Annotated in this window: 18 protein-coding genes, 7 tRNA genes and 1 pseudogene; 23 read left to right on the top strand and 3 right to left on the bottom strand. The window is 56.3% G+C overall.

Annotation, left to right across the window (positions count from 1 at the left end):
* Positions 1-84: 84 nt before the first annotated feature.
* Positions 85-2040 carry a PTS N-acetyl glucosamine transporter subunit IIABC gene (gene nagE, locus HMPREF1024_RS17850; protein ID WP_009308187.1) on the bottom strand — a complete coding sequence of 652 codons (1956 nt, stop codon included), beginning with the start codon at positions 2038-2040 and terminating at the stop codon, positions 85-87.
* A gap of 314 nt (positions 2041-2354) precedes the next feature.
* Between nagE and nagB the strand changes: the two genes are divergently transcribed.
* The 12 genes from nagB (at position 2355) to HMPREF1024_RS17910 (ending at position 9446) form a co-directional block, all read left to right on the top strand.
* Positions 2355-3155, top strand: a complete 801-nt coding sequence (gene nagB / locus HMPREF1024_RS17855) for a glucosamine-6-phosphate deaminase (RefSeq protein WP_002894749.1) — start codon at positions 2355-2357, stop codon at positions 3153-3155.
* Positions 3156-3268: 113 nt separating this feature from the next.
* A complete protein-coding gene (gene nagA / locus HMPREF1024_RS17860; RefSeq protein WP_004223668.1) occupies positions 3269-4417 on the top strand; it encodes an N-acetylglucosamine-6-phosphate deacetylase in 1149 nt (382 codons plus the stop codon).
* Positions 4418-4425: 8 nt separating this feature from the next.
* The gene (locus tag HMPREF1024_RS17865; protein ID WP_002894742.1) at positions 4426-5646 is read left to right on the top strand and encodes an N-acetylglucosamine repressor; all 1221 of its coding nucleotides are present in this window, start codon (positions 4426-4428) and stop codon (positions 5644-5646) included.
* Between the two features lie 116 nt (positions 5647-5762).
* Positions 5763-6515, top strand: coding sequence for an HAD-IIA family hydrolase (locus HMPREF1024_RS17870; protein ID WP_002894738.1), 753 nt, complete (start codon positions 5763-5765; stop codon positions 6513-6515).
* A 278-nt stretch (positions 6516-6793) separates the two neighbouring features.
* On the top strand, positions 6794-8458 hold the full coding sequence (gene asnB / locus HMPREF1024_RS17875; RefSeq protein ID WP_002894734.1) for an asparagine synthase B: 1665 nt from the start codon (positions 6794-6796) through the stop codon (positions 8456-8458).
* A gap of 237 nt (positions 8459-8695) precedes the next feature.
* Positions 8696-8772 (top strand) — tRNA-Met (locus HMPREF1024_RS17880).
* An 8-nt stretch (positions 8773-8780) separates the two neighbouring features.
* Positions 8781-8865: transfer RNA gene (locus HMPREF1024_RS17885), tRNA-Leu, on the top strand.
* Between the two features lie 23 nt (positions 8866-8888).
* Positions 8889-8963, top strand: a tRNA-Gln gene (locus HMPREF1024_RS17890).
* A 36-nt stretch (positions 8964-8999) separates the two neighbouring features.
* Positions 9000-9074: transfer RNA gene (locus HMPREF1024_RS17895), tRNA-Gln, on the top strand.
* A gap of 23 nt (positions 9075-9097) precedes the next feature.
* Positions 9098-9174 (top strand) — tRNA-Met (locus tag HMPREF1024_RS17900).
* 47 nt (positions 9175-9221) lie between these two features.
* Positions 9222-9296 (top strand) — tRNA-Gln (locus HMPREF1024_RS17905).
* A gap of 75 nt (positions 9297-9371) precedes the next feature.
* Positions 9372-9446: transfer RNA gene (locus HMPREF1024_RS17910), tRNA-Gln, on the top strand.
* A 119-nt stretch (positions 9447-9565) separates the two neighbouring features.
* Here HMPREF1024_RS17910 and ubiF read toward each other — a convergent pair.
* Positions 9566-10741, bottom strand: a complete 1176-nt coding sequence (gene ubiF / locus HMPREF1024_RS17915) for a 3-demethoxyubiquinol 3-hydroxylase (protein WP_009308186.1) — start codon at positions 10739-10741, stop codon at positions 9566-9568.
* A gap of 179 nt (positions 10742-10920) precedes the next feature.
* Here ubiF and miaB point away from each other — a divergent pair, with 179 nt between their 5' ends.
* From miaB to HMPREF1024_RS17965, 11 genes and pseudogenes are all read left to right on the top strand, one after another.
* Complete coding sequence (miaB, locus tag HMPREF1024_RS17920; RefSeq protein ID WP_002894730.1) at positions 10921-12345, top strand: tRNA (N6-isopentenyl adenosine(37)-C2)-methylthiotransferase MiaB; 1425 nt, start codon at positions 10921-10923, stop codon at positions 12343-12345.
* Between the two features lie 153 nt (positions 12346-12498).
* On the top strand, positions 12499-13545 hold the full coding sequence (locus tag HMPREF1024_RS17925; RefSeq protein WP_004176871.1) for a PhoH family protein: 1047 nt from the start codon (positions 12499-12501) through the stop codon (positions 13543-13545).
* Positions 13542-14015: an rRNA maturation RNase YbeY gene (gene ybeY / locus HMPREF1024_RS17930; RefSeq protein WP_002894722.1), complete on the top strand. Its 474-nt coding sequence runs from the start codon at positions 13542-13544 to the stop codon at positions 14013-14015. The genes HMPREF1024_RS17925 and ybeY overlap by 4 nt, the downstream gene beginning before the upstream one ends.
* A 147-nt stretch (positions 14016-14162) precedes the next feature.
* Entirely contained in the window at positions 14163-15041 is an 879-nt protein-coding gene (gene corC, locus HMPREF1024_RS17935) for a CNNM family magnesium/cobalt transport protein CorC (protein WP_004197606.1), read from the top strand.
* 125 nt (positions 15042-15166) lie between these two features.
* Entirely contained in the window at positions 15167-16705 is a 1539-nt protein-coding gene (gene lnt / locus HMPREF1024_RS17940) for an apolipoprotein N-acyltransferase (protein WP_004142312.1), read from the top strand.
* 354 nt (positions 16706-17059) lie between these two features.
* Entirely contained in the window at positions 17060-17971 is a 912-nt protein-coding gene (locus tag HMPREF1024_RS17945) for an amino acid ABC transporter substrate-binding protein (RefSeq protein ID WP_002894712.1), read from the top strand.
* A 164-nt stretch (positions 17972-18135) separates the two neighbouring features.
* On the top strand, positions 18136-18876 hold the full coding sequence (locus HMPREF1024_RS17950; protein ID WP_002894709.1) for an amino acid ABC transporter permease: 741 nt from the start codon (positions 18136-18138) through the stop codon (positions 18874-18876).
* Complete coding sequence (gene gltK, locus HMPREF1024_RS17955; RefSeq protein WP_002894707.1) at positions 18876-19550, top strand: glutamate/aspartate ABC transporter permease GltK; 675 nt, start codon at positions 18876-18878, stop codon at positions 19548-19550. The genes HMPREF1024_RS17950 and gltK overlap by 1 nt, the downstream gene beginning before the upstream one ends.
* On the top strand, positions 19550-20275 hold the full coding sequence (locus HMPREF1024_RS17960; RefSeq protein ID WP_002894706.1) for an amino acid ABC transporter ATP-binding protein: 726 nt from the start codon (positions 19550-19552) through the stop codon (positions 20273-20275). The genes gltK and HMPREF1024_RS17960 overlap by 1 nt, the downstream gene beginning before the upstream one ends.
* 373 nt (positions 20276-20648) lie before the next feature.
* Positions 20649-22318: pseudogene (locus HMPREF1024_RS0126080) on the top strand (ShlB/FhaC/HecB family hemolysin secretion/activation protein).
* 65 nt (positions 22319-22383) lie between these two features.
* Positions 22384-24177 (top strand): filamentous hemagglutinin N-terminal domain-containing protein, encoded by a 1794-nt coding sequence (locus HMPREF1024_RS17965; RefSeq protein ID WP_009308183.1) that lies wholly within the window; start codon positions 22384-22386, stop codon positions 24175-24177.
* Between the two features lie 45 nt (positions 24178-24222).
* Here HMPREF1024_RS17965 and HMPREF1024_RS17970 read toward each other — a convergent pair whose 3' ends face one another.
* Complete coding sequence (locus tag HMPREF1024_RS17970; protein WP_002894699.1) at positions 24223-24705, bottom strand: zinc ribbon-containing protein; 483 nt, start codon at positions 24703-24705, stop codon at positions 24223-24225.
* Positions 24706-24783 lie beyond the last annotated feature (78 nt).

The raw sequence follows: 24783 nt of genomic DNA, 5'->3' as shown, positions 1-24783 counted from the left end.
AAGAGGATTATGGGGCCGATTGCTGGAAAAAAAAGCGGCGAAGGTTTCCCTTCGCCGCTGAGGCAAAAACTCGACTCAGGAGCCTTACTTGCCTTTAATCTCATACAGCGGCGTCTGGCCAGCAACGACCTTACCGCTCGCCAGTATCACCAGCGCGCTGTAGTCATCGCTGTTGCTGCAGACGACCGGACTGATCATTGAGCACGCGTTGGCGTTGAGGAAGTCCAGATCCATTTCCAGAATCGGCTCACCCGCCTTCACGTCCGTGCCCTCTTCAACCAGACGTTTGAAGCCCTTGCCTTCCAGCGCCACGGTGTCGATACCCATGTGAACGACGATTTCCGCACCGTTGTTGGTTTCGAGGCAGAACGCGTGGTTAGTGTTGAAAATTTTCACCACGGTACCGGCGGCCGGGGCCACCACGATGTTGCTGGTCGGTTTCACCGCGATCCCGTCGCCGACGGCTTTGCTGGCGAAGGCTTCGTCCGGCACCTGCTCGAGGGCCACCACGTCACCGGTAATCGGCGAAACCAGCGACTCAACGGTCTTCGCGTTCGCTACCGCCTGCGGTTTAGCCGCGGGCGCTGCGGTGGCGACGTTGCCAGCCGGTGCGGCTGCCGCTGCCGCTACCGGGCCGCGGGTAACCACTTTTTTCATCTCATCGCCGATAGACTCTGCTTTCGCACCGACGATAACCTGAATGGTTTGCTTATTCAGTTTCACCACCCCGGACGCGCCGAGACGTTTACAGGCGGCGTCGTTCACCTTCGCCGAATCGCCCACGGTCAGACGCAGACGGGTAATACAGGCGTCAATGGCTTTCAGGTTGTCCGTTCCGCCCACCGCGGCGATATAGCTGGTCGCCAGCTGGGTCAGCCCCTCTTCAGTGTTGCTGTTGGCTTCTTCCGTTACCACGTCAGCGGCTTTGTCTTCACGACCCGGCGTTTTCAGGTTGAACATGCGGATCACCGCGCTGAACAGCAGGAAGTAGACGAAGAAGAACACCACGCCCATCACCAGCAGCATCCAGACGTTTTTGCTGGCGGCCGGCAGGCTGTACATCAGCACGTAGTCAATTGCACCTGCGGAGAAGGAGAAGCCCGCATGGATCCCGAGCGCCGTTGCGATGAACAGGCTGATACCGGTCAGCACCGCATGCAGGAGGTACAGCAGCGGAGCCAGGAACATGAACAGGAATTCCAGCGGCTCGGTTACCCCGGTCAGGAACGCGGTGATGGCCACGGACAGCAGCATACCGCCTACCATCGGACGACGCGCTTTCGGCGCCGCCAGATACATCGCCAGCGCCGCACCCGGCAGACCAAACATCATGATTGGGAAGAAGCCGGACATGAACATCCCCGCGGTGCCGTCGCCGGCGTAGAAGCGGTTGATGTCGCCGTGGAACACAGCGCCAGCGGCGTTAGTGAACTCACCAATCTGGAACCAGGCGATAGTGTTCAGCACCTGATGCAGACCGGTTGGGATCAGCAGACGGTTGATGAAACCAAAGATACCGGAACCCAGCGCCCCTGCGGAGACGATCCATTCGCCGCCAGAGTGGATAGCGTGCTGCACCGGCGGCCAGACGTAGCCGAAGATCGCCGCGAGGATCAGACAGAAGAAGCCGGTGGCGATCGGCACGAAGCGTTTGCCGCCGAAGAAGCTCAGGAAGTCCGGCAGCTTGATGCCGGCCCAGCGGTTGTATACCGCCCCTGCCACCAGACCGGTAATGATACCGGCCAGCACGCCCATATTGATTTCCGGGTTGATGGTGACCATCGCTTTGGTCATCACGAAATACCCTACCGCACCGGCCAGCGCCGCAGAACCGGCGTTATCCTTGGACCAGCTTGATGCCACACCAATTGCGAAGATCAGCGCCAGATTATCGAAGATCGCCCCACCCGCTTGCGCGATGAAGGGTACATTTAACAGGTCTGGTTGCCCGAAACGCAGCAGCAATGCCGCGACCGGCAGCACTGCGATAGGGAGCTGCAACGCCCTACCCAGTCGCTGAAAGAAACCTAAAATATTCATCTTATTCCCCCTATGAGACCCCGATGAGGCTCATTTCAAAGCCACTTTTTTATTGTGTAACAAGGTCGGTTTTATCACTTACCGGCAAAGTGTGTGAAAAATTAATTCGTATCGCAAATTAAACGGGTATTTTTTGTGATAATTATCACCAAATATCGTATTCCCTCCTCCCTTGCACTGGCTAACAACGAAAACTTATTTTATCATTCAAAAAATCAACACGGATTGACCCCGGTCGGCGCAGTTGCTGCAATACTCTCCTTAGAGTGCTGGCGCCAATCCGCCAGAATCTACTTTGACTATAGAGGTGAAGAATGAGACTGATTCCCCTGGTAACCGCTGAGCAGGTCGGTAAATGGGCTGCCCGCCATATCGTTAACCGCATTAATGCATTTAAACCAACCGCGGACCGTCCGTTCGTCCTGGGTCTGCCAACCGGTGGTACCCCGCTGACCGCCTACAAGGCGCTGGTTGAAATGCATAAAGCAGGCCAGGTTAGCTTCAAGCACGTCGTCACCTTTAACATGGATGAATACGTTGGCCTGCCGAAAGAGCATCCGGAAAGCTATCATAGCTTTATGCACCGTAATTTCTTTGACCACGTTGATATTCCGGCAGAAAATATCAACCTGCTGAATGGTAACGCGCCGGACATCGATGCGGAATGCCGTCGCTATGAAGAAAAAATTCGTTCCTACGGTAAAATCCACCTGTTCATGGGCGGCGTGGGCAACGATGGTCATATCGCGTTTAACGAACCGGCCTCTTCTCTGGCGTCCCGCACCCGTATTAAGACCCTGACCCATGAAACCCGCGTAGCGAACTCCCGCTTCTTCGACGGCGATGTGGATCTGGTGCCGAAATATGCGCTGACCGTCGGCGTGGGCACCCTGCTGGACGCAGAAGAAGTGATGATTCTGGTGCTGGGTCATCAGAAAGCGCTGGCGCTGCAGGCGGCGGTAGAAGGTAACGTCAACCACATGTGGACCATTACCTGTCTGCAGCTGCATCCGAAGGCGGTGATCGTCTGCGACGAACCGTCCACCATGGAGCTGAAAGTGAAGACGCTGAAATATTTCAACGAATTAGAAGCTGAAAATATTAAAGGTCTGTAATGTAGTCCTTCCCGCGCCCTGGCGCGGGATCATCTTTTTCTTTGTACGCACCATCATGCCGGCGGCAAACGAACGAACGCTGACCTGATGAGGCGTATATACCGGGGGTCGTAATGTATGCATTAACCCAGGGCCGGGTTTATACCGGTCATGAAATTCTCGATGACCATGCGGTTGTTATCGCTGATGGCTTTATCGAACGTCTTTGTCCGCTGGCAGATTTGCCGTCTGACATCGAGCAGCGCTCAGTCAACGGCGCAATAATCGCCCCCGGTTTTATCGACGTCCAGCTCAACGGCTGCGGCGGCGTGCAGTTTAACGACAGCCCAGAGGCGGTCACTGTCGAAACGCTGGAGATCATGCAGAAGGCCAACGAACGCTCAGGCTGCACCAGCTTCCTGCCGACGCTGATTACCTCCAGCGACGATCTGATGAAGCAAGGCGTGCGCGTAATGCGCGAATATCTGCAAAAACATCCGAACCAGGCGCTGGGCCTGCATCTCGAAGGGCCGTGGCTGAATATCGTTAAGAAAGGCACCCACAATCCGGACTACGTGCGTAAACCGGACGCGGCGCTGGTCGATTTCCTGTGCGACAACGCCGATGTGATCACCAAAGTGACCCTCGCCCCTGAGCGCGTTGAGCCAGAAGTGATCCGCAAACTGGTCGCCGCCGGGATCGTTGTCTCCGCGGGCCACTCCAACGCTACGCTGAAAGAGGCGAAAGTCGGCTTCCGCGCGGGCATTACCTTCGCCACCCACCTGTATAATGCGATGCCGTACATTACCGGCCGCGAACCGGGTCTTGCCGGGGCGATTTTTGACGAGCCGGATGTCTACTGCGGTATCATCGTCGACGGGATGCACGTCGATTACGCCAACGTGCGCAACGCCAAGCGCCTGAAAGGCGACAAGCTGTGCCTGGTCACCGACGCCACCGCGCCGGCGGGGGCGAATATTGACCAGTTCATTTTTGCCGGGAAAACAATATACTACCGCAATGGGCTGTGCGTAGATGAAAACGGCACCCTCAGCGGATCTTCCCTGACCATGATTGAAGGGGTGCGTAATCTGGTTGAGCATTGCGGCGTGGCACTGGACGAAGTATTGCGCATGGCGACGCTCTATCCTGCGCGCGCTATCGGCGTGGACAAGCAGCTCGGCAGCATTGCGCCGGGCATGGTCGCTAACCTGACCGCCTTTACACGCGATTATAAAATCACCAAGACCATCGTTAATGGTAACGAGGTCGTCACTGAGTAAGTAAAAGTATGACAGCAGGCGGACAAGCTCAAATTGGTAACGTTGACCTCGTAAAACAACTGAACAGCGCGGCCGTGTACCGCCTGATTGACCAGCATGGGCCCATCTCGCGCATTCAGATAGCCGAACAAAGCCAGCTTGCCCCTGCCAGCGTGACCAAAATCACGCGTCAGCTTATTGAGCGCGGCCTGATCAAAGAAGTCGATCAGCAGGCCTCCACCGGTGGCCGCCGCGCTATCTCTATCATTGCAGAAACCCGCAACTTCAACGCCATCGGCGTGCGGCTTGGCCGCTATGACGCCACACTGACCCTGTATGATTTAAGCAGCAAGACCCTGGAAGAGGAGCACTTCCCGCTGCCCGAGCGCACCCAGGAAACGCTGGAACACGCCCTGCTGAATATCATCGCCACCTTTATCGAAAACTGTCAGCGCAAAATTCGCGAGCTGATCGCTATCTCAGTGATCCTGCCGGGCCTCGTCGACCCGGAAAGCGGCGTGATCCGCTATATGCCGCACATTGCGGTGGAAAACTGGGGCCTGGTCGGGGCGCTGGAGAAACGCTTCAATGTTACCTGCTTTGTTGGCCACGATATCCGCAGCCTGGCGCTGGCCGAGCACTATTTTGGCGCAAGCCAGGATTGCGAAGACTCCATTCTGGTGCGCGTGCACCGCGGTACCGGGGCGGGGATTATCTCCAACGGGCGCATTTTTATCGGCCGCAACGGCAACGTCGGCGAAATTGGCCATATTCAGGTCGACCCGCTGGGCGAACGCTGCCACTGCGGCAACTTCGGCTGTCTGGAGACCGTCGCGGCCAATGCCGCCATTGAACAGCGGGTTCGCCACCTGCTGGAGCAGGGCTACCAGAGCCGTCTGACGCCGGATGACTGCACGATCAAAACTATCTGCAAAGCGGCCAACAAGGGCGATGCCCTGGCCTGCGAGGTGATTGAGTACGTGGGGCGCCACCTCGGGAAAACGATCGCCATCGCCATTAACCTGTTCAACCCACAAAAAATCGTCGTCGCCGGCGAAATAGTGGAAGCTGAAAAGGTCCTTCTTCCGGCCATCGAAGGCTGCATTAACGCCCAGGCGCTTAAGGCGTTTCGTAAGAACCTGCCGGTGGTGCGCTCCACCCTCGATCACCGCTCTGCAATCGGCGCCTTCGCGCTGGTCAAACGCGCCATGCTTAATGGCACGCTGCTGCAGCGTTTGCTTGAGAGCTAATCGCCCCTTTTCTGATAGCGCGTCACCTTGATACGGGCGGGCCTCGCCCGTCAGAGGTGTGAAACCTCATCGATGACGCGTATAGTTTCGTCTTTGTTAATGATTCTGGACCCACCATGACCATTCAAAACATAATTTGTGATATTGACGGCGTACTGATGCACGATAACGTCGCCGTTCCCGGCGCAGCCGAGTTTATCAAGCGCATCCTCGATAAAGGCATGCCGCTGGTAATGCTGACCAACTACCCGTCGCAAACCGGCCAGGATCTGGCGAACCGTTTCGCCACCGCTGGAATTGATGTTCCGGATAGCGCCTTTTACACCTCAGCGATGGCCACCGCCGATTTTCTGCGTCGCCAGGAAGGCAAAAAAGCCTACGTGGTGGGAGAAGGGGCGCTGATCCACGAGCTGTACAAAGCCGGCTTTACCATTACCGATGTGAACCCGGATTTTGTCATCGTCGGGGAAACTCGCTCCTTTAACTGGGAAATGATGCATAAGGCCGCCTTCTTCGTCGCCAACGGCGCCCGCTTCATTGCCACTAACCCGGATACGCACGGTCGCGGCTTCTACCCTGCCTGCGGCGCGCTGTGCGCCGGGATCGAGAAGATCTCCGGCCGTAAGCCGTTTTACGTCGGCAAACCCAGCCCGTGGATCATCCGTTCAGCGCTGAATAAAATGCAAGCTCACTCCGAGCAGACGGTGATCGTCGGCGATAACCTGCGCACCGATATACTGGCCGGTTTCCAGGCGGGGCTGGAGACTATTCTGGTGCTCTCCGGCGTCTCCACCCTCGACGATATCGACAGCATGCCGTTCCGCCCGTCGTGGATTTACCCTTCCGTCGCGGAAATCGATATTTTCTGATGCCAACCACGTCGCAGGACGTGGTTTTTCATTTCTAGCGCCCATCAGAATTACCCCATCTAATAAAAACGGCCTATAAATACGAATTCCTCAATAAAGCCGTTCAAAAGATACTCTTTTTTCACTGTTCAACAATCACGGTTGCGTTTTTTCTTTTTCCGGCCGCAAAACCCTTGCGCCTGCTCCCCCTTTACGGCATTTTCTTAAGCACGCACTCAGGCTTCGCCACGAGACGAAGCCAGCACAACATCAAACACGACAGGGTAATGGAGAAGGCTATGTGTTCTATTTTTGGCGTACTGGATATTAAAACTGACGCAGGCGAGCTGCGTAAAAAGGCGCTGGAGCTTTCCCGCCTGATGCGCCACCGCGGTCCGGACTGGTCTGGCGTATATGCCAGCGACAAAGCGATTCTGGCGCACGAGCGCCTGTCGATTGTCGACGTCAACGCCGGGGCCCAGCCGCTGTACAACGCCGAAAAAACCCATGCGCTGGCCGTTAACGGCGAGATCTACAACCACCAGGCGCTGCGCGCGGAGTATGGCGATCGCTACCAGTTCCAGACCGGTTCCGACTGCGAAGTGATCCTCGCGCTGTATCAGGAAAAAGGCCCGGAGTTCCTCGACGACCTGCAGGGAATGTTCGCCTTCGCCCTGTACGACAGCGAAAAAGACGCGTACTTAATTGGCCGCGACCATATCGGCATTATCCCGCTGTATATGGGCCATGACGAACACGGCAACTTCTATGTCGCCTCCGAAATGAAAGCGCTAGTGCCGGTATGCCGCACCATTAAAGAGTTCCCGGCGGGCAGCTACCTGTGGAGCAAAGACGGCGAAATTCGCCAGTACTATCAGCGCGACTGGTTTGATTACGACGCGGTGAAAGACAACGTTACCGATAAGAACGAGCTGCGCCAGGCGCTGGAAGAGTCGGTGAAAAGCCACCTGATGTCCGACGTGCCTTACGGCGTGCTGCTCTCCGGCGGTCTTGATTCATCGGTCATCTCGGCTATCACCAAGAAATTCGCCGCCCGTCGCGTCGAAGATCAGGAGCGTAGCGAAGCCTGGTGGCCGCAGCTGCACTCTTTCGCGGTCGGTCTGGAAGGCTCTCCTGACCTGAAAGCGGCGCAGGAGGTGGCCAACCACCTCGGCACCGTGCACCACGAAATTCACTTTACCGTCCAGGAAGGGCTGGATGCCATCCGCGACGTTATCTATCACATCGAAACCTACGATGTGACCACTATTCGCGCCTCGACGCCGATGTACCTGATGTCGCGGAAAATTAAAGCCATGGGCATCAAAATGGTGCTTTCCGGCGAAGGTTCGGACGAAGTGTTCGGCGGCTACCTCTACTTCCATAAGGCGCCGAACGCCAAAGAACTGCACGAAGAGACGGTGCGTAAGCTGCAGGCGCTGCATATGTTTGACTGCGCCCGCGCCAACAAAGCGATGTCCGCCTGGGGCGTGGAGGCCCGCGTGCCGTTCCTCGACAAGAAGTTCCTCGACGTCGCGATGCGCATTAACCCGCAGGATAAGATGTGCGGCAACGGCAAAATGGAAAAACACATTCTGCGCGAATGCTTTGAATCCTACCTGCCGGCCAGCGTCGCCTGGCGCCAGAAGGAGCAGTTCTCTGACGGCGTCGGCTACAGCTGGATAGATACCCTGAAAGAAGTGGCCGCCAAACAGATCAGCGACCAGCAACTGGAAACCGCAAGCTTCCGCTTCCCGTACAACACGCCGACCTCCAAAGAAGGCTATTTGTACCGCGAGATCTTCGAAGAGCTGTTCCCGCTACCGAGCGCGGCGGAGTGCGTCCCTGGCGGTCCGTCGGTGGCCTGCTCTTCAGCGAAAGCCATTGAGTGGGATGAAGCGTTCAAAACCATGAACGATCCATCAGGCCGCGCGGTCGGTGTCCACCAGTCGGCTTACAAATAAGCCCAGACGGGCGGTGAAACGCAAAACGGACCCTCCGGGGTCCGTTTTCTTTTTGCCGGATTTATACCGCTGAAAAACGATAAATAACCAATAATTGCCGAATATTCCAGCGAGCTGTTCGCAACCTAACCAAACAGTCACATTACAACGATTTTCCTTGAAAAAGAGGTTGACGCTCGCAGGCCCAATACGCATAATGCGCCCCGCAACGCCGATAAGGTTACGCGAAAAAAAGATGGCTACGTAGCTCAGCTGGTTAGAGCACATCACTCATAATGATGGGGTCACAGGTTCGAATCCCGTCGTAGCCACCATCTTTTTTGCGGGAGTGGCGAAATTGGTAGACGCACCAGATTTAGGTTCTGGCGCCGCAAGGTGTGCGAGTTCAAGTCTCGCCTCCCGCACCATTCACCAGTTAGCGTTGTACGGATGGGGTATCGCCAAGCGGTAAGGCACCGGTTTTTGATACCGGCATTCCCTGGTTCGAATCCAGGTACCCCAGCCATATTTCTTCGATATTTGCGGTTCACCGCGACGGTATTGGGGTATCGCCAAGCGGTAAGGCACCGGTTTTTGATACCGGCATTCCCTGGTTCGAATCCAGGTACCCCAGCCATCGAAGAAGCAGTAAGACAATTAGGCTACGTAGCTCAGCTGGTTAGAGCACATCACTCATAATGATGGGGTCACAGGTTCGAATCCCGTCGTAGCCACCAAACTCTGGACGTATCGATACACATCGATAAATCCGCAAACAATTTGTTGGGGTATCGCCAAGCGGTAAGGCACCGGATTCTGATTCCGGCATTCCGAGGTTCGAATCCTCGTACCCCAGCCAAATTTAAAAGTCGTTCAGCAGTGAACGCACTGTTGCCCTCAACCGGCGTAGTTACGGTCAAGCGCAACAGACAATTGGGGTATCGCCAAGCGGTAAGGCACCGGATTCTGATTCCGGCATTCCGAGGTTCGAATCCTCGTACCCCAGCCATTTCAATGCAAAAAAGCTCACTTCGGTGGGCTTTTTTGCTATTGGCGTCCTGACATGCTTACTCCGTACTGACTGCCGGGCAGGCGCTCTCCGCTACGCCCCTGCCCGGGAAGCCGGTTTTACAAGCCTAAGGCATACTTCAGCGCCTGACGCTTCAGCCCCCCGGCGCGTTCAGCCGCCATCAGGCCAATATTACGCAGCATCCGCACCGGCGCCAGGTCATTGCTGAATCCGGCATAAAAGAGGTCCATCCCCGACTGCATGATAAAATTATCCGCTCGCCGCCGCGCCTGGTAGCGCTTCAGCACCGGCAGGCTGGCCCAGTCTTCGCCGCGGCCGCGCGCTTCCGCCAGGATCTCCAGCAGGGCATCGACATCACGATAGCCAAGGTTAACCCCCTGCCCCGCCAGTGGATGAATGGTGTGCGCCGCATCGCCCACCAGCGCCAGGCCGGGCTGAACATACTGCAGCGCATGACGCCGGGTGAGCGGGAAGGCGCCGGCCGCCTGCGGCGTCACCCGTCCCAGCCGCGCCGGAAAGTGACTGGCGATCTCCTGCTGGAGCTGCGCCATGGTCATGCTCTGCAGCTGACGGATCCGCGCCGGGGCGTCGTACCAGACCAGCGAGGCCCAGTGGTCGAACAACGGCAGGAAGGCGCGCGGGCCGCTGGGAGTAAACTGCTGCCAGGTGCTGTCGCCGGGATCGTCGGCGCATTCGACGCTGATCAGCATACAGGACTGCTGATATTGCCAGGCGTGCACGCCGATGCCGGCCATCTCCCGCACCTGGGAGTTAGCGCCGTCGGCGCCGATAACCAGCCGGGCGTGGATCGTCTCCCCCTCGCGCAAATGCAACGCCGTCTGCGTCTCGCCGCGCTGCATCGTTTTCAGTTCGCTACCGACGCGCAGGGTAACCGCCTCATGCGCCGCCAGCGCTTGCCACAGGCCCCATTGCAGAACCTTGTTCTCGACCATATAGCCCAGCTCCGGCAGTTTGAGCTCTGCGGCGTCGAAGGCGACGTGCGCGCTCTCCCACTCCCAGGTCTCCAGACGGCGATAAGCATGGACGCGCATCGCCCGTATGGCATCCCAGACGCCGAGACTCTTCAGCAGGCCGACCGAAGCCGCGCTGATCGCCGAGATCCGCACATCCGGGGCGGATGCCGGATCGAACGCCGGTGGCGCCGCTTTCTCAAGCACCGTCACGGTAAATCCCTGTTGCGCCAGCCCTAACGCCAGGGCGCCGCCGACCATGCCGCCGCCCACGATGGCGACATCTGTTACGTGAATTGTCATGGCTATTATCCTTAAAGCAGAATCCGTTAAGTTTACCGGATTTTTCGCCCTCTTGCGGCGATAACGCTCGCACTGGTCAGGGGGCGACCAAAGCATTACAATACGCGCCCTGGAATGCGAAATTCACCCTGTATATATCCCCGCGTTTTGGATATCTATTACTGAGCATGAGCAAGTCAATGACAAAAAAACTCCATATTAAAACCTGGGGCTGTCAGATGAACGAGTATGATTCATCAAAGATGGCCGATCTGCTGGATGCGACACATGGGTATCAACTGACCGAAGTGGCGGAAGAAGCAGATGTGCTGTTGCTCAATACCTGCTCAATTCGTGAGAAGGCCCAGGAAAAAGTTTTCCATCAGCTTGGCCGCTGGAAGCTGCTGAAAGAGAAGAACCCGGACCTGATTATTGGCGTCGGCGGCTGCGTGGCTTCCCAGGAAGGCGACCATATTCGCCAGCGCGCGCACTATGTCGATATTATTTTCGGGCCGCAAACCCTGCACCGCCTGCCGGAGATGATTAACTCCGTGCGCGGCAACCGCAGTCCGGTAGTTGATATCAGCTTCCCGGAAATTGAAAAATTCGATCGCCTGCCAGAGCCGCGCGCCGAAGGGCCGACCGCCTTTGTCTCGATTATGGAAGGTTGCAATAAATACTGCACCTACTGCGTGGTGCCGTATACCCGCGGAGAAGAAGTTAGCCGTCCGTGCGACGATATCCTGTTTGAAATCGCCCAGCTGGCGGCGCAGGGCGTGCGTGAGGTCAATCTGCTGGGGCAGAACGTTAACGCCTGGCGCGGTGAGAATTACGACGGCACCACCGGCAGCTTTGCCGACCTGCTGCGCCTGGTCGCCGCCATCGACGGCATCGACCGCATTCGCTTCACCACCAGCCACCCGATCGAATTTACCGACGATATCATCGACGTTTATCGCGATACGCCGGAGCTGGTGAGCTTCCTGCACCTGCCGGTGCAGAGTGGCTCCGACCGTGTGCTGAACCTGATGGGACGCACCCATACCGCGCTGGAGTATAAAGCGATTATTCGCAAGCTGCGTGAAGCGCGCCCGGATATTCAGATAAGCTCCGACTTTATCGTCGGCTTCCCGGGCGAAACCACGGAAGATTTCGAAAAGACCATGAAGCTCATCGCCGACGTCAATTTCGATATGAGCTACAGCTTTATCTTCTCCGCTCGCCCGGGCACCCCGGCGGCCGATATGGTCGACGACGTGCCGGAGGCGGACAAAAAACAGCGTCTGTATATCCTGCAGGAACGCATTAACCAGCAGGCGATGGCCTGGAGCCGTCGCATGCTCGGCACGGTACAGCGCATCCTGGTGGAAGGCACCTCGCGTAAGAACATCATGGAGCTCTCCGGACGTACGGAGAATAACCGGGTGGTCAACTTCGAAGGTACCCCGGACCTCGTCGGTAAGTTTGTCGATGTCGAAATCGTCGATGTATACACCAACTCGCTGCGCGGTAAAATCGTGCGCACCGAAGCGGAGATGGGTCTGCGTATCGCTGAATCACCCGAATCAGTGATTGCCCGCACCCGTAAAGAGAACGATCTTGGCGTGGGAATTTACCAGCCATGATCCCTTCAGGCCTGTCGGTTCCGGCAGGCCTTGTAATTCCTCTCTCCGTCCCTATATCTACAGCAATGCTTGCGCCATTTTCCTGTGACGTAAATAATTTCCTGATTAGCCGGCCACGCGCCGCGTCCGGCCACCTGCGTAAAGAGGAATAGTTTGAACATAGACACTCGTGAGATTACCCTGGAGCCAGCGGATAACGCACGCCTGTTAGCCCTGTGCGGCCCGTTTGACGACAACATTAAACAGCTGGAGCGTCGGTTAGGCATTGAGATCAACCGCCGTGACAATCACTTTAAGCTGACCGGTCGCGCCCTGTGCGTGCACGCTGCCGCCGATATTCTGCGCAGCCTGTATGTCGACACAGCGCCAATGCGCGGTCAGATTCAGGATATTGAACCAGAGCAGATCCACCTGGCGATCAAGGAAGCGCGCGTACTGGAGCAGAGCGCCGAAAGCGTGCCTGAGTACGGTAAAGCCGTCAATATCAAGACCAAGCGCGGGGTAATCAAACCGCGTACGCCGAACCAGGCGCAGTACATCGCCAATATCCTCGATCACGACATCACTTTCGGCGTGGGTCCGGCGGGTACGGGTAAAACCTATCTGGCGGTAGCGGCGGCGGTCGATGCGCTGGAGCGCCAGGAGATCCGCCGTATTCTGCTGACCCGTCCGGCCGTCGAGGCAGGCGAAAAGCTCGGCTTCCTGCCCGGCGATCTGAGCCAGAAGGTCGACCCGTATCTGCGCCCGCTGTATGACGCGCTGTTTGAGATGCTCGGCTTTGAGAAAGTGGAGAAGCTGATTGAGCGTAACGTCATCGAAGTGGCCCCGCTGGCCTATATGCGCGGACGGACGCTGAATGACGCCTTTATCATTCTTGATGAAAGCCAGAACACCACCATCGAACAGATGAAGATGTTCCTGACCCGCATCGGCTTTAACTCCAAGGCGGTGATCACCGGCGACATCACGCAGATTGACCTGCCACGCAGCACCAAATCCGGTCTGCGCCATGCCATCGAAGTGCTGGCGGAAGTCGATGAGATCAGCTTTAACTTCTTCCATAGCGAAGACGTGGTGCGCCATCCGGTGGTCGCCCGCATCGTGAACGCCTATGAGGCATGGGAAGCCGCAGACCAGAAACGTAAAGCAGAGCTGGCCGCCGAGCGCAAACGCGAAGCCCAGGAACAGGAGCAAAAATGAGTCAGGTGATCCTCGATTTACAGCTGGCCTGCGAAGAGACCAGCGGCCTGCCGGACGAAGCCCTTTTTCAACGCTGGGTCGACGCCGTCATTCCGCCGTTTCAGGAGGAGTCAGAGTTAACGATTCGTCTGGTCGACGTTGCAGAAAGCCATGAGCTGAACCTGACCTATCGCGGCAAGGATAAGCCGACCAACGTCCTCTCCTTCCCGTTTGAAGCGCCGCCGGGAATTGAAATGCCGCTGCTCGGCGATCTGATCATCTGCCGTCAGGTGGTAGAGCAGGAAGCCAGCGAGCAAGGTAAGCCGCTGGAGGCGCACTGGGCGCATATGGTGGTGCACGGTAGCCTGCATCTGCTGGGCTACGATCATATCGAAGACGACGAAGCGGAAGAGATGGAAGGCCTTGAAACAGAGATAATGCTTGCTCTGGGCTATGAGGACCCGTACATTTCCGAGAAGATTGCGGAATAGCGCCCAGCCGGATGGCGGTGCTTGCGCCTCATCCGGCCGCTGTTTCTGCGTTTTACCTGCCAGAAAGTCAGGCAACCCATGCCGTCCGGCGCTGAGTTTACGCGCGACGAGCGACAGTTAAATCAACATGAGAACCCAAACGACGCCATGAGCGACGACAATTCACACAGTAGTGACACAGTAAACAGCAAAAAGGGATTTTTCTCCCTGTTACTCAGCCAGCTTTTTCACGGGGAACCGAAAAACCGCGATGAACTGCTGGCGCTGATCCGTGATTCCGGGCAAAACGACCTTATCGATGAAGATACGCGTGACATGCTCGAAGGGGTAATGGATATCGCCGACCAGCGGGTCCGCGACATTATGATCCCCCGTTCACAAATGATAACCCTGAAACGCAACCAGACGCTGGACGAGTGCCTGGATGTCATCATCGAATCCGCCCACTCGCGTTTCCCGGTCATCAGTGAAGATAAAGATCACATCGAAGGGATTCTGATGGCCAAGGATCTGCTGCCGTTTATGCGCAGCGACGCCGAAGCCTTCAGCATGGAAAAAGTGTTACGGCCGGCGGTTGTCGTCCCGGAAAGCAAGCGGGTCGACCGCATGCTGAAAGAGTTTCGCTCACAGCGCTATCATATGGCGATCGTTATTGACGAATTCGGCGGCGTCTCTGGCCTGGTGACCATCGAGGATATCCTTGAGCTCATCGTCGGGGAAATTGAAGACGAGTACGACGAAGAAGAAGATATCGATTTCCGCCAGCTGAGCCGCCACACCTGGACGGTGCGCGCCCTGGCCTCCATCGAAGACTTCAACGACGCCTTCGACACGCACTTTAGCGATGAAGAAGTGGATACCATTGGCGGGCTGGTGATGCAGGCCTTCGGCCATCTGCCGGCCCGCGGCGAATCTATCGACATTGATGGTTACCAATTCAAGGTAGCAATGGCAGATAGTCGTCGTATCATTCAGGTGCATGTAAAGCTGCCCGATGACGCTCCCCAGCCGAAGCTGGAAGAGTAAGCGGTAGCGCTGAAATGGCCAGCCGGGAGACCGCGAGTCATACACGGTTGTAGGTGCCCCGCGTCCGGCTGGCAAAAAGAATAGCCTGTAGCAGCAGGCGTTAATTAACGGGACGATTAACCTAAATGGTATTTGCCTCTCTTCTTGAACGCCAGCGCGTACGTCTGTTGCTGGCGCTGTTGTTTGGAGCCAGCGGAACGCTGGCTTTTTCACCTTATGACTTCTGGCCAGCGGCTATCGTTTCGCTGATCGGTCTGCAGGCGTTAACCCTCAACCGACGCCCGCTGCAAAGCGCCGGGATCGGCTATTTCTGGGGACTCGGGCTGTTCGGCACGGGTATCAACTGGGTCTATGTCAGCATCGCGCAGTTTGGCGGAATGCCCGGCCCGGTTAACGTCTTCCTCGTCGTTCTGCTGGCGGCCTATCTCTCGCTCTACACCGGCCTGTTTGCCGGCCTGCTCGCCCGTCTGTGGCCTAAAACTAACTGGATACGGATGGCTATCGCTGCCCCTGTCGTCTGGCAAATCACCGAGTTCCTGCGCGGCTGGGTGCTGACCGGCTTTCCGTGGCTACAGTTCGGCTACAGCCAGATTGACGGCCCGCTGAAAGGCCTCGCGCCGGTGATGGGCGTCGAGGCGATTAACTTCCTGCTGATGGTAGTCAGCGGCCTGCTGGCCCTGGCCCTCGTCCAGCGCAACTGGAAGCCGCTGGCGATTGCCGCGCTGCTGTTCGCCCTGCCCTTCCCGCTGCGCTATATCCAGTGGTATCAGCTGCTGCCGGCGCGCGCGACCCAGGTCTCGCTGGTGCAAGGCGATATCCCACAGGCCATGAAATGGGACGAAAAGCAGCTGGTCAATACCCTGAAAACCTACCTGGCGCTGACCCAGCCGCATATCGGCCACTCGCAGCTGATTATCTGGCCTGAATCGGCGATCCCGGATCTGGAGATCAACCAGCAGCAGTTCCTCAGCATGATGGACGATCTGCTGCGCGCAAAAGACAGCTCGCTGATCACCGGCATTGTCGATGCGCGTCTCAACAAGCAGAACCGTTACGATACCTACAACACCATCATTACTCTCGGCAAAGATAACCCGTACCGCTACGACTCGACCAACCGCTACAACAAGAACCATCTGGTGCCGTTCGGCGAGTTTGTACCGCTGGAGTCGATTCTGCGTCCGCTGGCGCCGTTCTTTGACCTGCCGATGTCCTCCTTCAGCCGCGGCCCCTACGTGCAGCCGCAGCTGATGGCGCATAACCTGAAGCTGACCGCGGCCATCTGCTACGAGATAATCCTCGGGGAACAGGTGCGGGATAACTTCCGGCCGGACACCGACTTCCTGCTGACCATCTCCAACGACGCCTGGTTCGGCAAGTCCATCGGCCCGTGGCAACACTTCCAGATGGCGCGAATGCGCGCCCTGGAGCTGGCCCGCCCGCTGCTGCGCAGCACCAACAACGGCATTACTGCGGTGATCGGCCCGCGCGGCGAGATCCAGAAGATGATCCCACAGTTTACCCGCGAGGTGTTGACCACCACCGTGACCCCCACCAGCGGCTTAACCCCTTACGCCCGCACCGGCAACTGGCCGCTATGGGCGCTGACGGCGCTGTTTGGTTTCGCCGCGCTGCTGATGAGCCTGCGCCAGCGTCGCCGATAAGTTTCTCCGCCGGCGACGCCCGTCGCCGGCTTTTTCTTCCCATCATCTGCCACTCTGGCACAGTCATTGCTTTATTTAACCTGGTAGCGGCATCGTCCGACCCAGTGCAACCAGGTTGCACCAGAAACGATCGGTGGTCGCGCTATTTTGGTGCAATGGAAGATATTTGCCTCCGATTGGTGCGGAGCGCTTCGCAAAAATAAACAATAAAGCAGCAAAATCTTTACATTAAGCCAAACTAAATGCTAACAAACACATACAAATGCGGCACGTGGACGCGTGCCCCCAATAACAACACACACAATCACAATGGGTATCAATAGCGTCGCTGACGCTGCGGATAAGGAGTTGGATATGCAATTACGTAAACTGGCCACGGCAATGCTGGTAATGGGAATGACCGCTGGTCTGGCGCAGGCGGAAGATGCTGCCCCGGCGGCTGGCCAGAACACCCTGGATAAGATCGCCAAAAACGGGGTTATCGTTGTCGGCCATCGTGAATCTTCGGTCCCGTTCTCTTACTACGATAACCAGCAGAAGGTTGTGGGCTACTCTCAGGATTATTCCAACGCCATCGTCGATGCCATCAAGAAAAAACTGAACAAACCCGATCTGCAGGTCAAACTGATCCCGGTCACCTCGCAGAACCGTATCCCGTTGCTGCAGAATGGCACCTTTGATTTCGAGTGCGGCTCAACCACCAACAACCTTGAGCGCCAGAAACAGGCGGCCTTCTCCGATACCATCTTCGTGGTCGGTACCCGTCTGCTGGTGAAGAAAGGCGGCCCGATCAAAGATTTCCCGGACCTGAAGGATAAAGCGGTCGTCGTCACCTCCGGAACCACCTCGGAGATCCTGCTGCATAAGCTGAACGATGAGAAAAAAATGAATATGCGCATTATCAGCGCCAAAGATCATGGCGACTCTTTCCGCACCCTGGAGAGCGGACGCGCCGTGGCCTTTATGATGGATGATGCCCTGCTGGCTGGCGAACGCGCCAAGGCGAAGAAACCGGATAATTGGGAAATCGTCGGCACCCCGCAGTCGAAGGAAGCCTATGGCTGCATGCTGCGGAAGGACGATCCGACGTTCAAGGCGCTGGTTGATGAAACCGTCGCCCAGGCTCAGACCTCTGGCGAAGCGGAGAAGTGGTTTGACAAATGGTTCAAAAACCCGATTCCGCCAAAAAATCTTAACCTCAACTTCGAGCTGTCGGACGACATGAAAGCGCTGTTCAAATCACCTAACGACAAAGCACTGAACTAATTATAACAACCAGGGGCGGGATATCCTGCCCTCCCGATGATTGTCACAGCACGGACAGACTATACGGCGGCTGGTCGTTCCCCAGCCGCCGCGAATACCGAAACAAGCTGGACAACCGTCTTCGAGGGTAGCACTGGCTACCCTTTTTTTTCCAGGAGTCATGTATGTCAATAGACTGGAACTGGGGGATATTCCTGCAACAGGCCCCCTTCGGCAACACTACCTACCTGGGCTGGCTGTGGAGCGGTTTTCAAATCACCGTCGCCCTCTCCATCTCGGCCTGGATCATCGCTTTTCTCGTCGGCTCACTGTTCGGCATTTTACGCACGGTACCCAATCGCTTCCTCTCGGGCATTGGCACCTGCTATGTCGAACTGTTTCGCAACGTGCCGCTGATCGTGCAGTTCTTTACCTGGTACCTGGTGGTGCCGGAGTTCCTGCCGGAAAATATCGGCATGTGGTTTAAATCGGAGCTGGACCCAAACATTCAATTCTTTGTCTCCTCCATGCTGTGCCTGGGGCTGTTTACCGCCGCTCGCGTCTGCGAGCAGGTACGCGCCGCCATCCAGTCGCTGCCGCGCGGGCAGAAGAACGCCGGCCTGGCGATGGGCCTGACCCTGCCGCAAACCTACCGCTACGTGCTGCTGCCGAACGCCTACCGCGTTATTGTGCCGCCGATGACCTCGGAGATGATGAACCTGGTGAAAAACTCGGCCATCGCCTCCACCATCGGTCTGGCCGATATGGCCGCGCAGGCGGGCAAACTGCTGGACTACTCCGCTCATGCCTGGGAGTCTTTTACCGCCATCACCCTGGCATATGTTTTCATCAACGCGGTGATTATGCTGATTATGTATGTGGTCGAGCGTAAGGTTCGCCTGCCTGGCAATATGGGAGGCAAATAATGTACGATTTTGACTGGAGTTCGATCGTTCCCTCCATGCCCTATCTGCTGGCAGGGCTGGTGATCACCCTGAAGATTACGGTGATCGCCATCGTGGTCGGCATCGTCTGGGGCACCCTGCTGGCGGTTATGCGCCTGTCCAGCTTTCTGCCGCTGGCCTGGTTTGCTAAATCCTACGTCAACGTATTCCGCTCAATCCCACTGGTGATGGTCCTGCTGTGGTTCTACCTGATTGTCCCGGGCTTCCTGCAGAACGTGCTGGGACTGTCCCCGAAAACGGATATTCGCCTGATCTCGGCGATGGTGGCGTTTTCGATGTTCGAAGCCGCCTACTATTCAGAGATTATCCGCGCCGGCATTCAGAGCATCTCCCGCGGCCAGTCCAGCGCCGCGCTGGCGTTGGGGATGACCCATTGGCAGTCAATGCGGCTGGTGATCCTGCCGCAGGCCTTCCGCGCCATGGTGCCGCTGCTGCTAACCCAGGGGATCGTCCTGTTCCAGGATACCTCGCTGGTGTATGTATTGAGTCTCGCCGACTTCTTCCGTACCGCCTCCACTATTGGCGAGCGTGACGGAACCCAGGTCGAAATGATCCTGTTCGCGGGCGGCGTCTATTTTGTGATTAGCCTCAGCGCCTCGCTGTTGGTCAGCTGGTTGAAGAAAAGGACTGTGTAATGATTACCCTGAAAAACGTTTCAAAATGGTATGGTCACTTTCAGGTGCTGACCGATTGCTCCACGGAAGTGAAAAAAGGCGAAGTCGTGGTGGTCTGCGGGCCGTCAGGCTCCGGTAAATCCACGCTGATTAAGACTGTGAACGGCCTTGAGCCGGTACAGCAGGGGCAGATTATTGTCGATGGCACCGTGGTTAACGATAAAAAGACCAACCTGGCTAAACTGCGCTCGCACGTCGGCATGGTGTTTCAGCATTTTGAACTGTTCCCGCATCTGTCGATTATCGACAACCTGACGCTGGCGCAGGTTAAAGTGCTTAACCGCGATAAAGCCTCAGCGCGCAAGAAAGGCCTCAAGTTGCTGGAGCGCGTTGGCCTGGCGGCGCATGCGGAAAAATACCCGGCGCAACTCTCCGGCGGCCAGCAGCAGCGCGTGGCCATTGCCCGTGCCCTGTGTATGGACCCAATCGCCATGCTGTTTGATGAGCCCACCTCAGCGCTTGACCCGGAGATGATTAACGAGGTGCTGGACGTTATGGTCGAACTGGCCAACGAGGGGATGACCATGATGGTCGTGACCCATGAGATGGGCTTTGCCCGCAAGGTGGCGAACCGGGTGATCTTTATGGATGAAGGGAAGATTGTCGAGGATGCCGATAAAGAGGCCTTCTTTGCCAATCCGCAATCCGAGCGTGCCAAAGATTTCCTCGCCAAAATACTCCATTAATGGTTTTTCTCTGCGCATACCGCCCGGTATGCGCAGTTAATCTTTTCCGCCATATTATTCGCCAATGTTATTTATGCGGCAGATTATCGCTACTATCATTTACGTACCCAATAAACCTGGGCGATAAAAGCTGAACTTATTTATTAAATCGATCAATTCATAAAGAATTCAATAATGAATTCGTGGACCGGCCTTGCCACCGCCGCTAGCATATAACGCCTCGTAACAGGTTCGTCGCACGATTATTTTATTAATTGAATATAATATTCTTGCCTGACCTCGCCTGCGCCGAAATAAAGGCCATCAATATTCTCTGCCGCTCGCAGAATAATGGATGCGCCACCAAACCAATGAAACAAATGGATATTGCTTCATGTTAATTCGATCTCGCACGCTCACCGGGCTGCTGTTTATCACGCTGGCGGGCACCTCAGCCGCCGGGGCCGCGCCATTGGCCTCTTCTACTCACCAGACGGAGCAGGATAAAGCCCGCCAGGAAGCGCTGGCGCCGCAGCAACAGGATTTTCAGTCTTCACAACAGCGCGTGGCGCCGCAGGGTATCCCTTTTCCTGAGGAAACGCATTGCAAATTGATCAACCGGGTCGATATCGACTCCGATAACCAGGCGCTCACCCGGAAATTACTGGCGAAAACCGCGCGGCAGGCGCAGGGACGCTGTCTGGGTAGCGAAGGCATTCGCCTGCTGGCCTATACCTTGCAAAATGAGCTGATCGCGCAAGGCTACATCACCTCGCTGATTGATGTGCCCTCCCAGTCGCTGGAGCACGGCATACTCAGGTTCACGCTGCACTATGGCAAAGTGGGCGCTATCGACTATGCCGACGGCTCGGACACCACCCGCCTGTGGAATTCCCTACCCACCTCTTCCGGTACTATCCTGCGCTTAAGCGACCTTGAGCAAGGGATGGCCAACCTGCAGCGTCTGCCCGGCGCCACCGCGCACATGAAACTGCTGCCGGGCCAGCACGAGGGAGAAAGCGATATCCAGATCGCCCGCAGCCTGGCGAAAAAATGGCAGCTTGGCGCCTGGCTTAACGACGCCGGCAGCAAAGCCAGCGGACGCTACCAGGCCGGCGGGGCCCTCTATCTCTATGACCTGACCACCCTCAACGATATCCTGTACCTTTCCGCGGGGGCGATATTGAATTCAATCAGCATAACGACGGCAACCACAACGGCAGCCTGTATTACTCCATTCCCTTTGGCTACTGGACACTAAGCGCCTACGGGGCATACAGCCAGTATCGTCAGCAGTTTAACGGCAACTGGTCGACGATGGATTATAAGAGTAAAAATCGCTACTACAGCGCCACGCTGAGTCGTCTGCTCTCCCACACCCGGCAGCAAAAAACCACCGCTGACCTGCGGATCGCCAAGAGCACCTCGCATTATTACTTCGGCGGCAGTGAGCTACTGGTGATGCGCAAGCAGAACCCCTCATGGGAATTCACCCTCAACCACCAGCACTACTTTAACAAAAAGATTGTTGATGCCAGCATCGGCATCCAGCGCAGCCTGCCGTGGCTCAGCTCGACAGCAACGCCGGAAGAGCAGGCCGGGCTGTATAGCCCGCTGTCGCGGATTGTGCATGGTAATCTGCAGGCAATGATAAAATTTGACGCCACCGGCGACAAATTTACCTGGGCTCCCCGCCTCAGCGCCCAGTTCAGCCCGGACAAACTCGCTTCCGATAATAAATTCAATATTGGTAGTCGCTGGAGCGTGCGCGGTTTTGACGGTGAAAACAGCCTGTCCGGCAATCAGGGATGGTACTGGCGCAACGATTTTATCTGGGATCTGGCCACCCACGAGCGGCAATTCTATTTGGGCGCGGATATAGGCCGTCTTATCGGCGCCGATCTATATCAAAAAGGCAAAGTGCTCTCCGGCGCCGTCAGCGGGCTGCGCGGTCAGCTATGGTCAACGCAGTACGATCTGTTTATTAGTACCCCGCTGAGTAAACCGGATAAGTTTCATAGCGACGCCCTGAATATGGGCTTTTCATTACAGTGGAGGTATTAATTCGCACATTATTGACTCGTCATATTTACATTATTTATTAATCATTATTTAAAGGAATAAAGAAAATGTTTAAGTTTAAGGCTTCTTATGTCGCACTGGCGGCAGTATTAACCTCGTCGGTAGTTTATGCCGACCCCACAAGCTATACGCACTCTTCCGGCGCCACGGTTATCGATATTGAAAAGCCGAACGCCGCCGGTGTCTCCCATAACCTGTACCGCGACTTCAACGTCGGCGCCAATGGCACCATCCTCAATAACAGCGGCGATGATGTCAGCCACAGCACATTTGGCAATATCGCCCGCAACAATAATCTGACCGCCGGCAGCGCTTCGGTGATTTTGAACGAGGTGACCTCCAAAAACGCCAGTAGTCTGAAGGGCTTTATCGAAGTCAACGGTCAGAAAGCGGATGTGATAATCGCCAACCCGAACGGCATCACCTGTTCCGGCTGTAGCTTTGTTAATACCAACAAGGCTATCCTGACCACCGGCAAGGTTAATATGACCGACGATGGCGCCATCGGCAGCTATACCGTAACGGGAGGCACCCTCACCATCGGCGAAAATGGCATGAACGCCGCCAACGGCTACGCGGTTCTGCTCGCCGACGCGATTAAGATTAACGGTAAAGTGCAGGCCAACAACGCCCTGGTCAGCGCGGGCAACTTCACCATGGATAACAGCTCTGGCTCGGTGACCTCCGCCGGTAAAAAGGCCACCCTGATCCAGATGACGGTTAACCCGCAGTACAGCATCGACGTCAGCAGCCTTGGCGGCATTGAGGCCAACAGCATCAGCATGGTCGGCAATAACATCGGCTTTGGCGTACGTAATAAGGGTTCTATTATCTCCAACGGCACGCTGATGCTCACCAGCAACGGTAATTTACTGAACAAAGGGTCAATAACGGGCAAAGGTTTGCTGAGCCAGGTTTCCACCGTCACGGGCATCACCAATGACGGTAGCATCGCCGGCGCCTATTATTTAATGCTCTCCAGTGGCGATTATATCGTTAACACCGGTTCTCTCTCCGGCGGCCAGCTGATTGCCACCGCTAACGGCAACATCACCAACGGCGACTCAGGCACGATGACCGGCACCAGTGGATTAAGCCTGACCAGCGGCGGGAAAATCCGCAACGAAGAAAAAGCCTCCCTGCTGTCAAATAACCAGATTGCCGCCACGGCAATCGGTGATTTCCTCAATGAAGGCAAAATCAGCGCCAAACACACCAGCCTGACGTTTGTCGGCGACAGCTTTAAAAACACCGGCAATATTAACTCTACTGGCCAAACCACCATTCAGTCGCTTAAACAGGACGGCAGCGCCAATACGGGCGAGATCTATAACCTCGGCAATATCACCGGCGAAAATATCAATCTACAGACCAATGGCACGCTGGCGCAAAGCAGCAGTGGTCGTATTGAGGCAACCAACGCCATTACCGCCCACAGCTACTGGCTGAACCAAAATGGTTATATGAATGCCGCCGATATCACCACCGATCACGGCGTAGTGAATAATTATGGCAATATTACTGCCAAAAATATTTCAATCACGACCTACTCAGATATCACCAACGAAGGGCAGATCAGCAGCACCGGCGACCTGACCTTAAATACCAAAAATAAAGGCGCGATCTACAATTATTCAACCCTCAGCGCGGGCGGCAACATGACGTTAACCGCCACCAAAGTGGTCAATGGTGGTAAAAGTTGCGGCATACTGGGCCTGGCGAAATGCGGCGTCGGGACGTTAACTGCTGACAAGCTGGTACTGAACTCATCGCAGAAATATGTTAGCGACATGGGTGGAAAACAGTATTTCAAGAGCACCGAAGTCAACACGGTGAAATAAGACAAACCACGATGCGCGAAGCCTCGCGCATCGTTTTTCGCACGCTTAGGGCTCGAAGGGCCGACGCTGGAACTGATCGTGGCCACATTTTGGACAGCGCGGCAGCACGTCCGGGGTGTATACCGCCAGGTGATAGTGGCACTTCTCGCAGACCAGGTTGCCCAGACCGACCACTTCGCCGCTGTGGTACACGCCGTGATGATTCAGATCCTGAAAGACTTCCCGCCACTCGAGCTGGGTTTTGTCGGTGATATCAGCCAGCTCCTGCCACAGGCTCTCTTTGATCACCCGCATAAACACGCTGTCGCTCTCGTCTTCGTGACTCTCTTCGTAGCTGCGGGCAAACTCCTCGAGGTCGCGTTTGACCGCCGCAATCACCGACTCGATCTCGCTCTGCGTCAGATCGCCGGCGCGGACGATTTTTTCCCGCGCCTGCGTCACCAGCGCGTCGATATCGCGCTCTCCATGGCGGAGCCGTTCGCTGAGCGAGGAGACCAGTTCACGGTAATATTGAGCAACCTTGTTCATCATTTCGCCTCCGGTGGGGTTAACGTCTTCTGATAATAGACCTTATTCCTCTCCCGCTGTGTCTGACAAGCCACAGAG

It is taken from the genome of Klebsiella sp. 4_1_44FAA, assembly GCF_000238715.1.
Lineage (GTDB): Bacteria > Pseudomonadota > Gammaproteobacteria > Enterobacterales > Enterobacteriaceae > Klebsiella > Klebsiella pneumoniae.
The sequence above is the reverse complement of the archived record's forward strand: the minus strand, read 5'-3'. Positions and strand labels throughout refer to the sequence as shown.

What these genes read in the sequence shown, in the direction of transcription:
- nagE (WP_009308187.1), bottom strand. Translation starts at nt 2,040, where the DNA reads ATGAATATTTTAGGTTTCTTTCAGCGACTGGGTAGGGCGTTGCAGCTC.
- corC (WP_004197606.1), top strand. Translation starts at nt 14,163, where the DNA reads ATGAGCGACGACAATTCACACAGTAGTGACACAGTAAACAGCAAAAAG.
- gltK (WP_002894707.1), top strand. Translation starts at nt 18,876, where the DNA reads ATGTACGATTTTGACTGGAGTTCGATCGTTCCCTCCATGCCCTATCTG.
- lnt (WP_004142312.1), top strand. Translation starts at nt 15,167, where the DNA reads ATGGTATTTGCCTCTCTTCTTGAACGCCAGCGCGTACGTCTGTTGCTG.
- ubiF (WP_009308186.1), bottom strand. Translation starts at nt 10,741, where the DNA reads ATGACAATTCACGTAACAGATGTCGCCATCGTGGGCGGCGGCATGGTC.
- HMPREF1024_RS17870 (WP_002894738.1), top strand. Translation starts at nt 5,763, where the DNA reads ATGACCATTCAAAACATAATTTGTGATATTGACGGCGTACTGATGCAC.
- HMPREF1024_RS17865 (WP_002894742.1), top strand. Translation starts at nt 4,426, where the DNA reads ATGACAGCAGGCGGACAAGCTCAAATTGGTAACGTTGACCTCGTAAAA.
- HMPREF1024_RS17965 (WP_009308183.1), top strand. Translation starts at nt 22,384, where the DNA reads ATGTTTAAGTTTAAGGCTTCTTATGTCGCACTGGCGGCAGTATTAACC.
- HMPREF1024_RS17945 (WP_002894712.1), top strand. Translation starts at nt 17,060, where the DNA reads ATGCAATTACGTAAACTGGCCACGGCAATGCTGGTAATGGGAATGACC.
- nagA (WP_004223668.1), top strand. Translation starts at nt 3,269, where the DNA reads ATGTATGCATTAACCCAGGGCCGGGTTTATACCGGTCATGAAATTCTC.
- asnB (WP_002894734.1), top strand. Translation starts at nt 6,794, where the DNA reads ATGTGTTCTATTTTTGGCGTACTGGATATTAAAACTGACGCAGGCGAG.
- miaB (WP_002894730.1), top strand. Translation starts at nt 10,921, where the DNA reads ATGACAAAAAAACTCCATATTAAAACCTGGGGCTGTCAGATGAACGAG.
- HMPREF1024_RS17970 (WP_002894699.1), bottom strand. Translation starts at nt 24,705, where the DNA reads ATGAACAAGGTTGCTCAATATTACCGTGAACTGGTCTCCTCGCTCAGC.
- HMPREF1024_RS17960 (WP_002894706.1), top strand. Translation starts at nt 19,550, where the DNA reads ATGATTACCCTGAAAAACGTTTCAAAATGGTATGGTCACTTTCAGGTG.
- nagB (WP_002894749.1), top strand. Translation starts at nt 2,355, where the DNA reads ATGAGACTGATTCCCCTGGTAACCGCTGAGCAGGTCGGTAAATGGGCT.
- HMPREF1024_RS17950 (WP_002894709.1), top strand. Translation starts at nt 18,136, where the DNA reads ATGTCAATAGACTGGAACTGGGGGATATTCCTGCAACAGGCCCCCTTC.
- ybeY (WP_002894722.1), top strand. Translation starts at nt 13,542, where the DNA reads ATGAGTCAGGTGATCCTCGATTTACAGCTGGCCTGCGAAGAGACCAGC.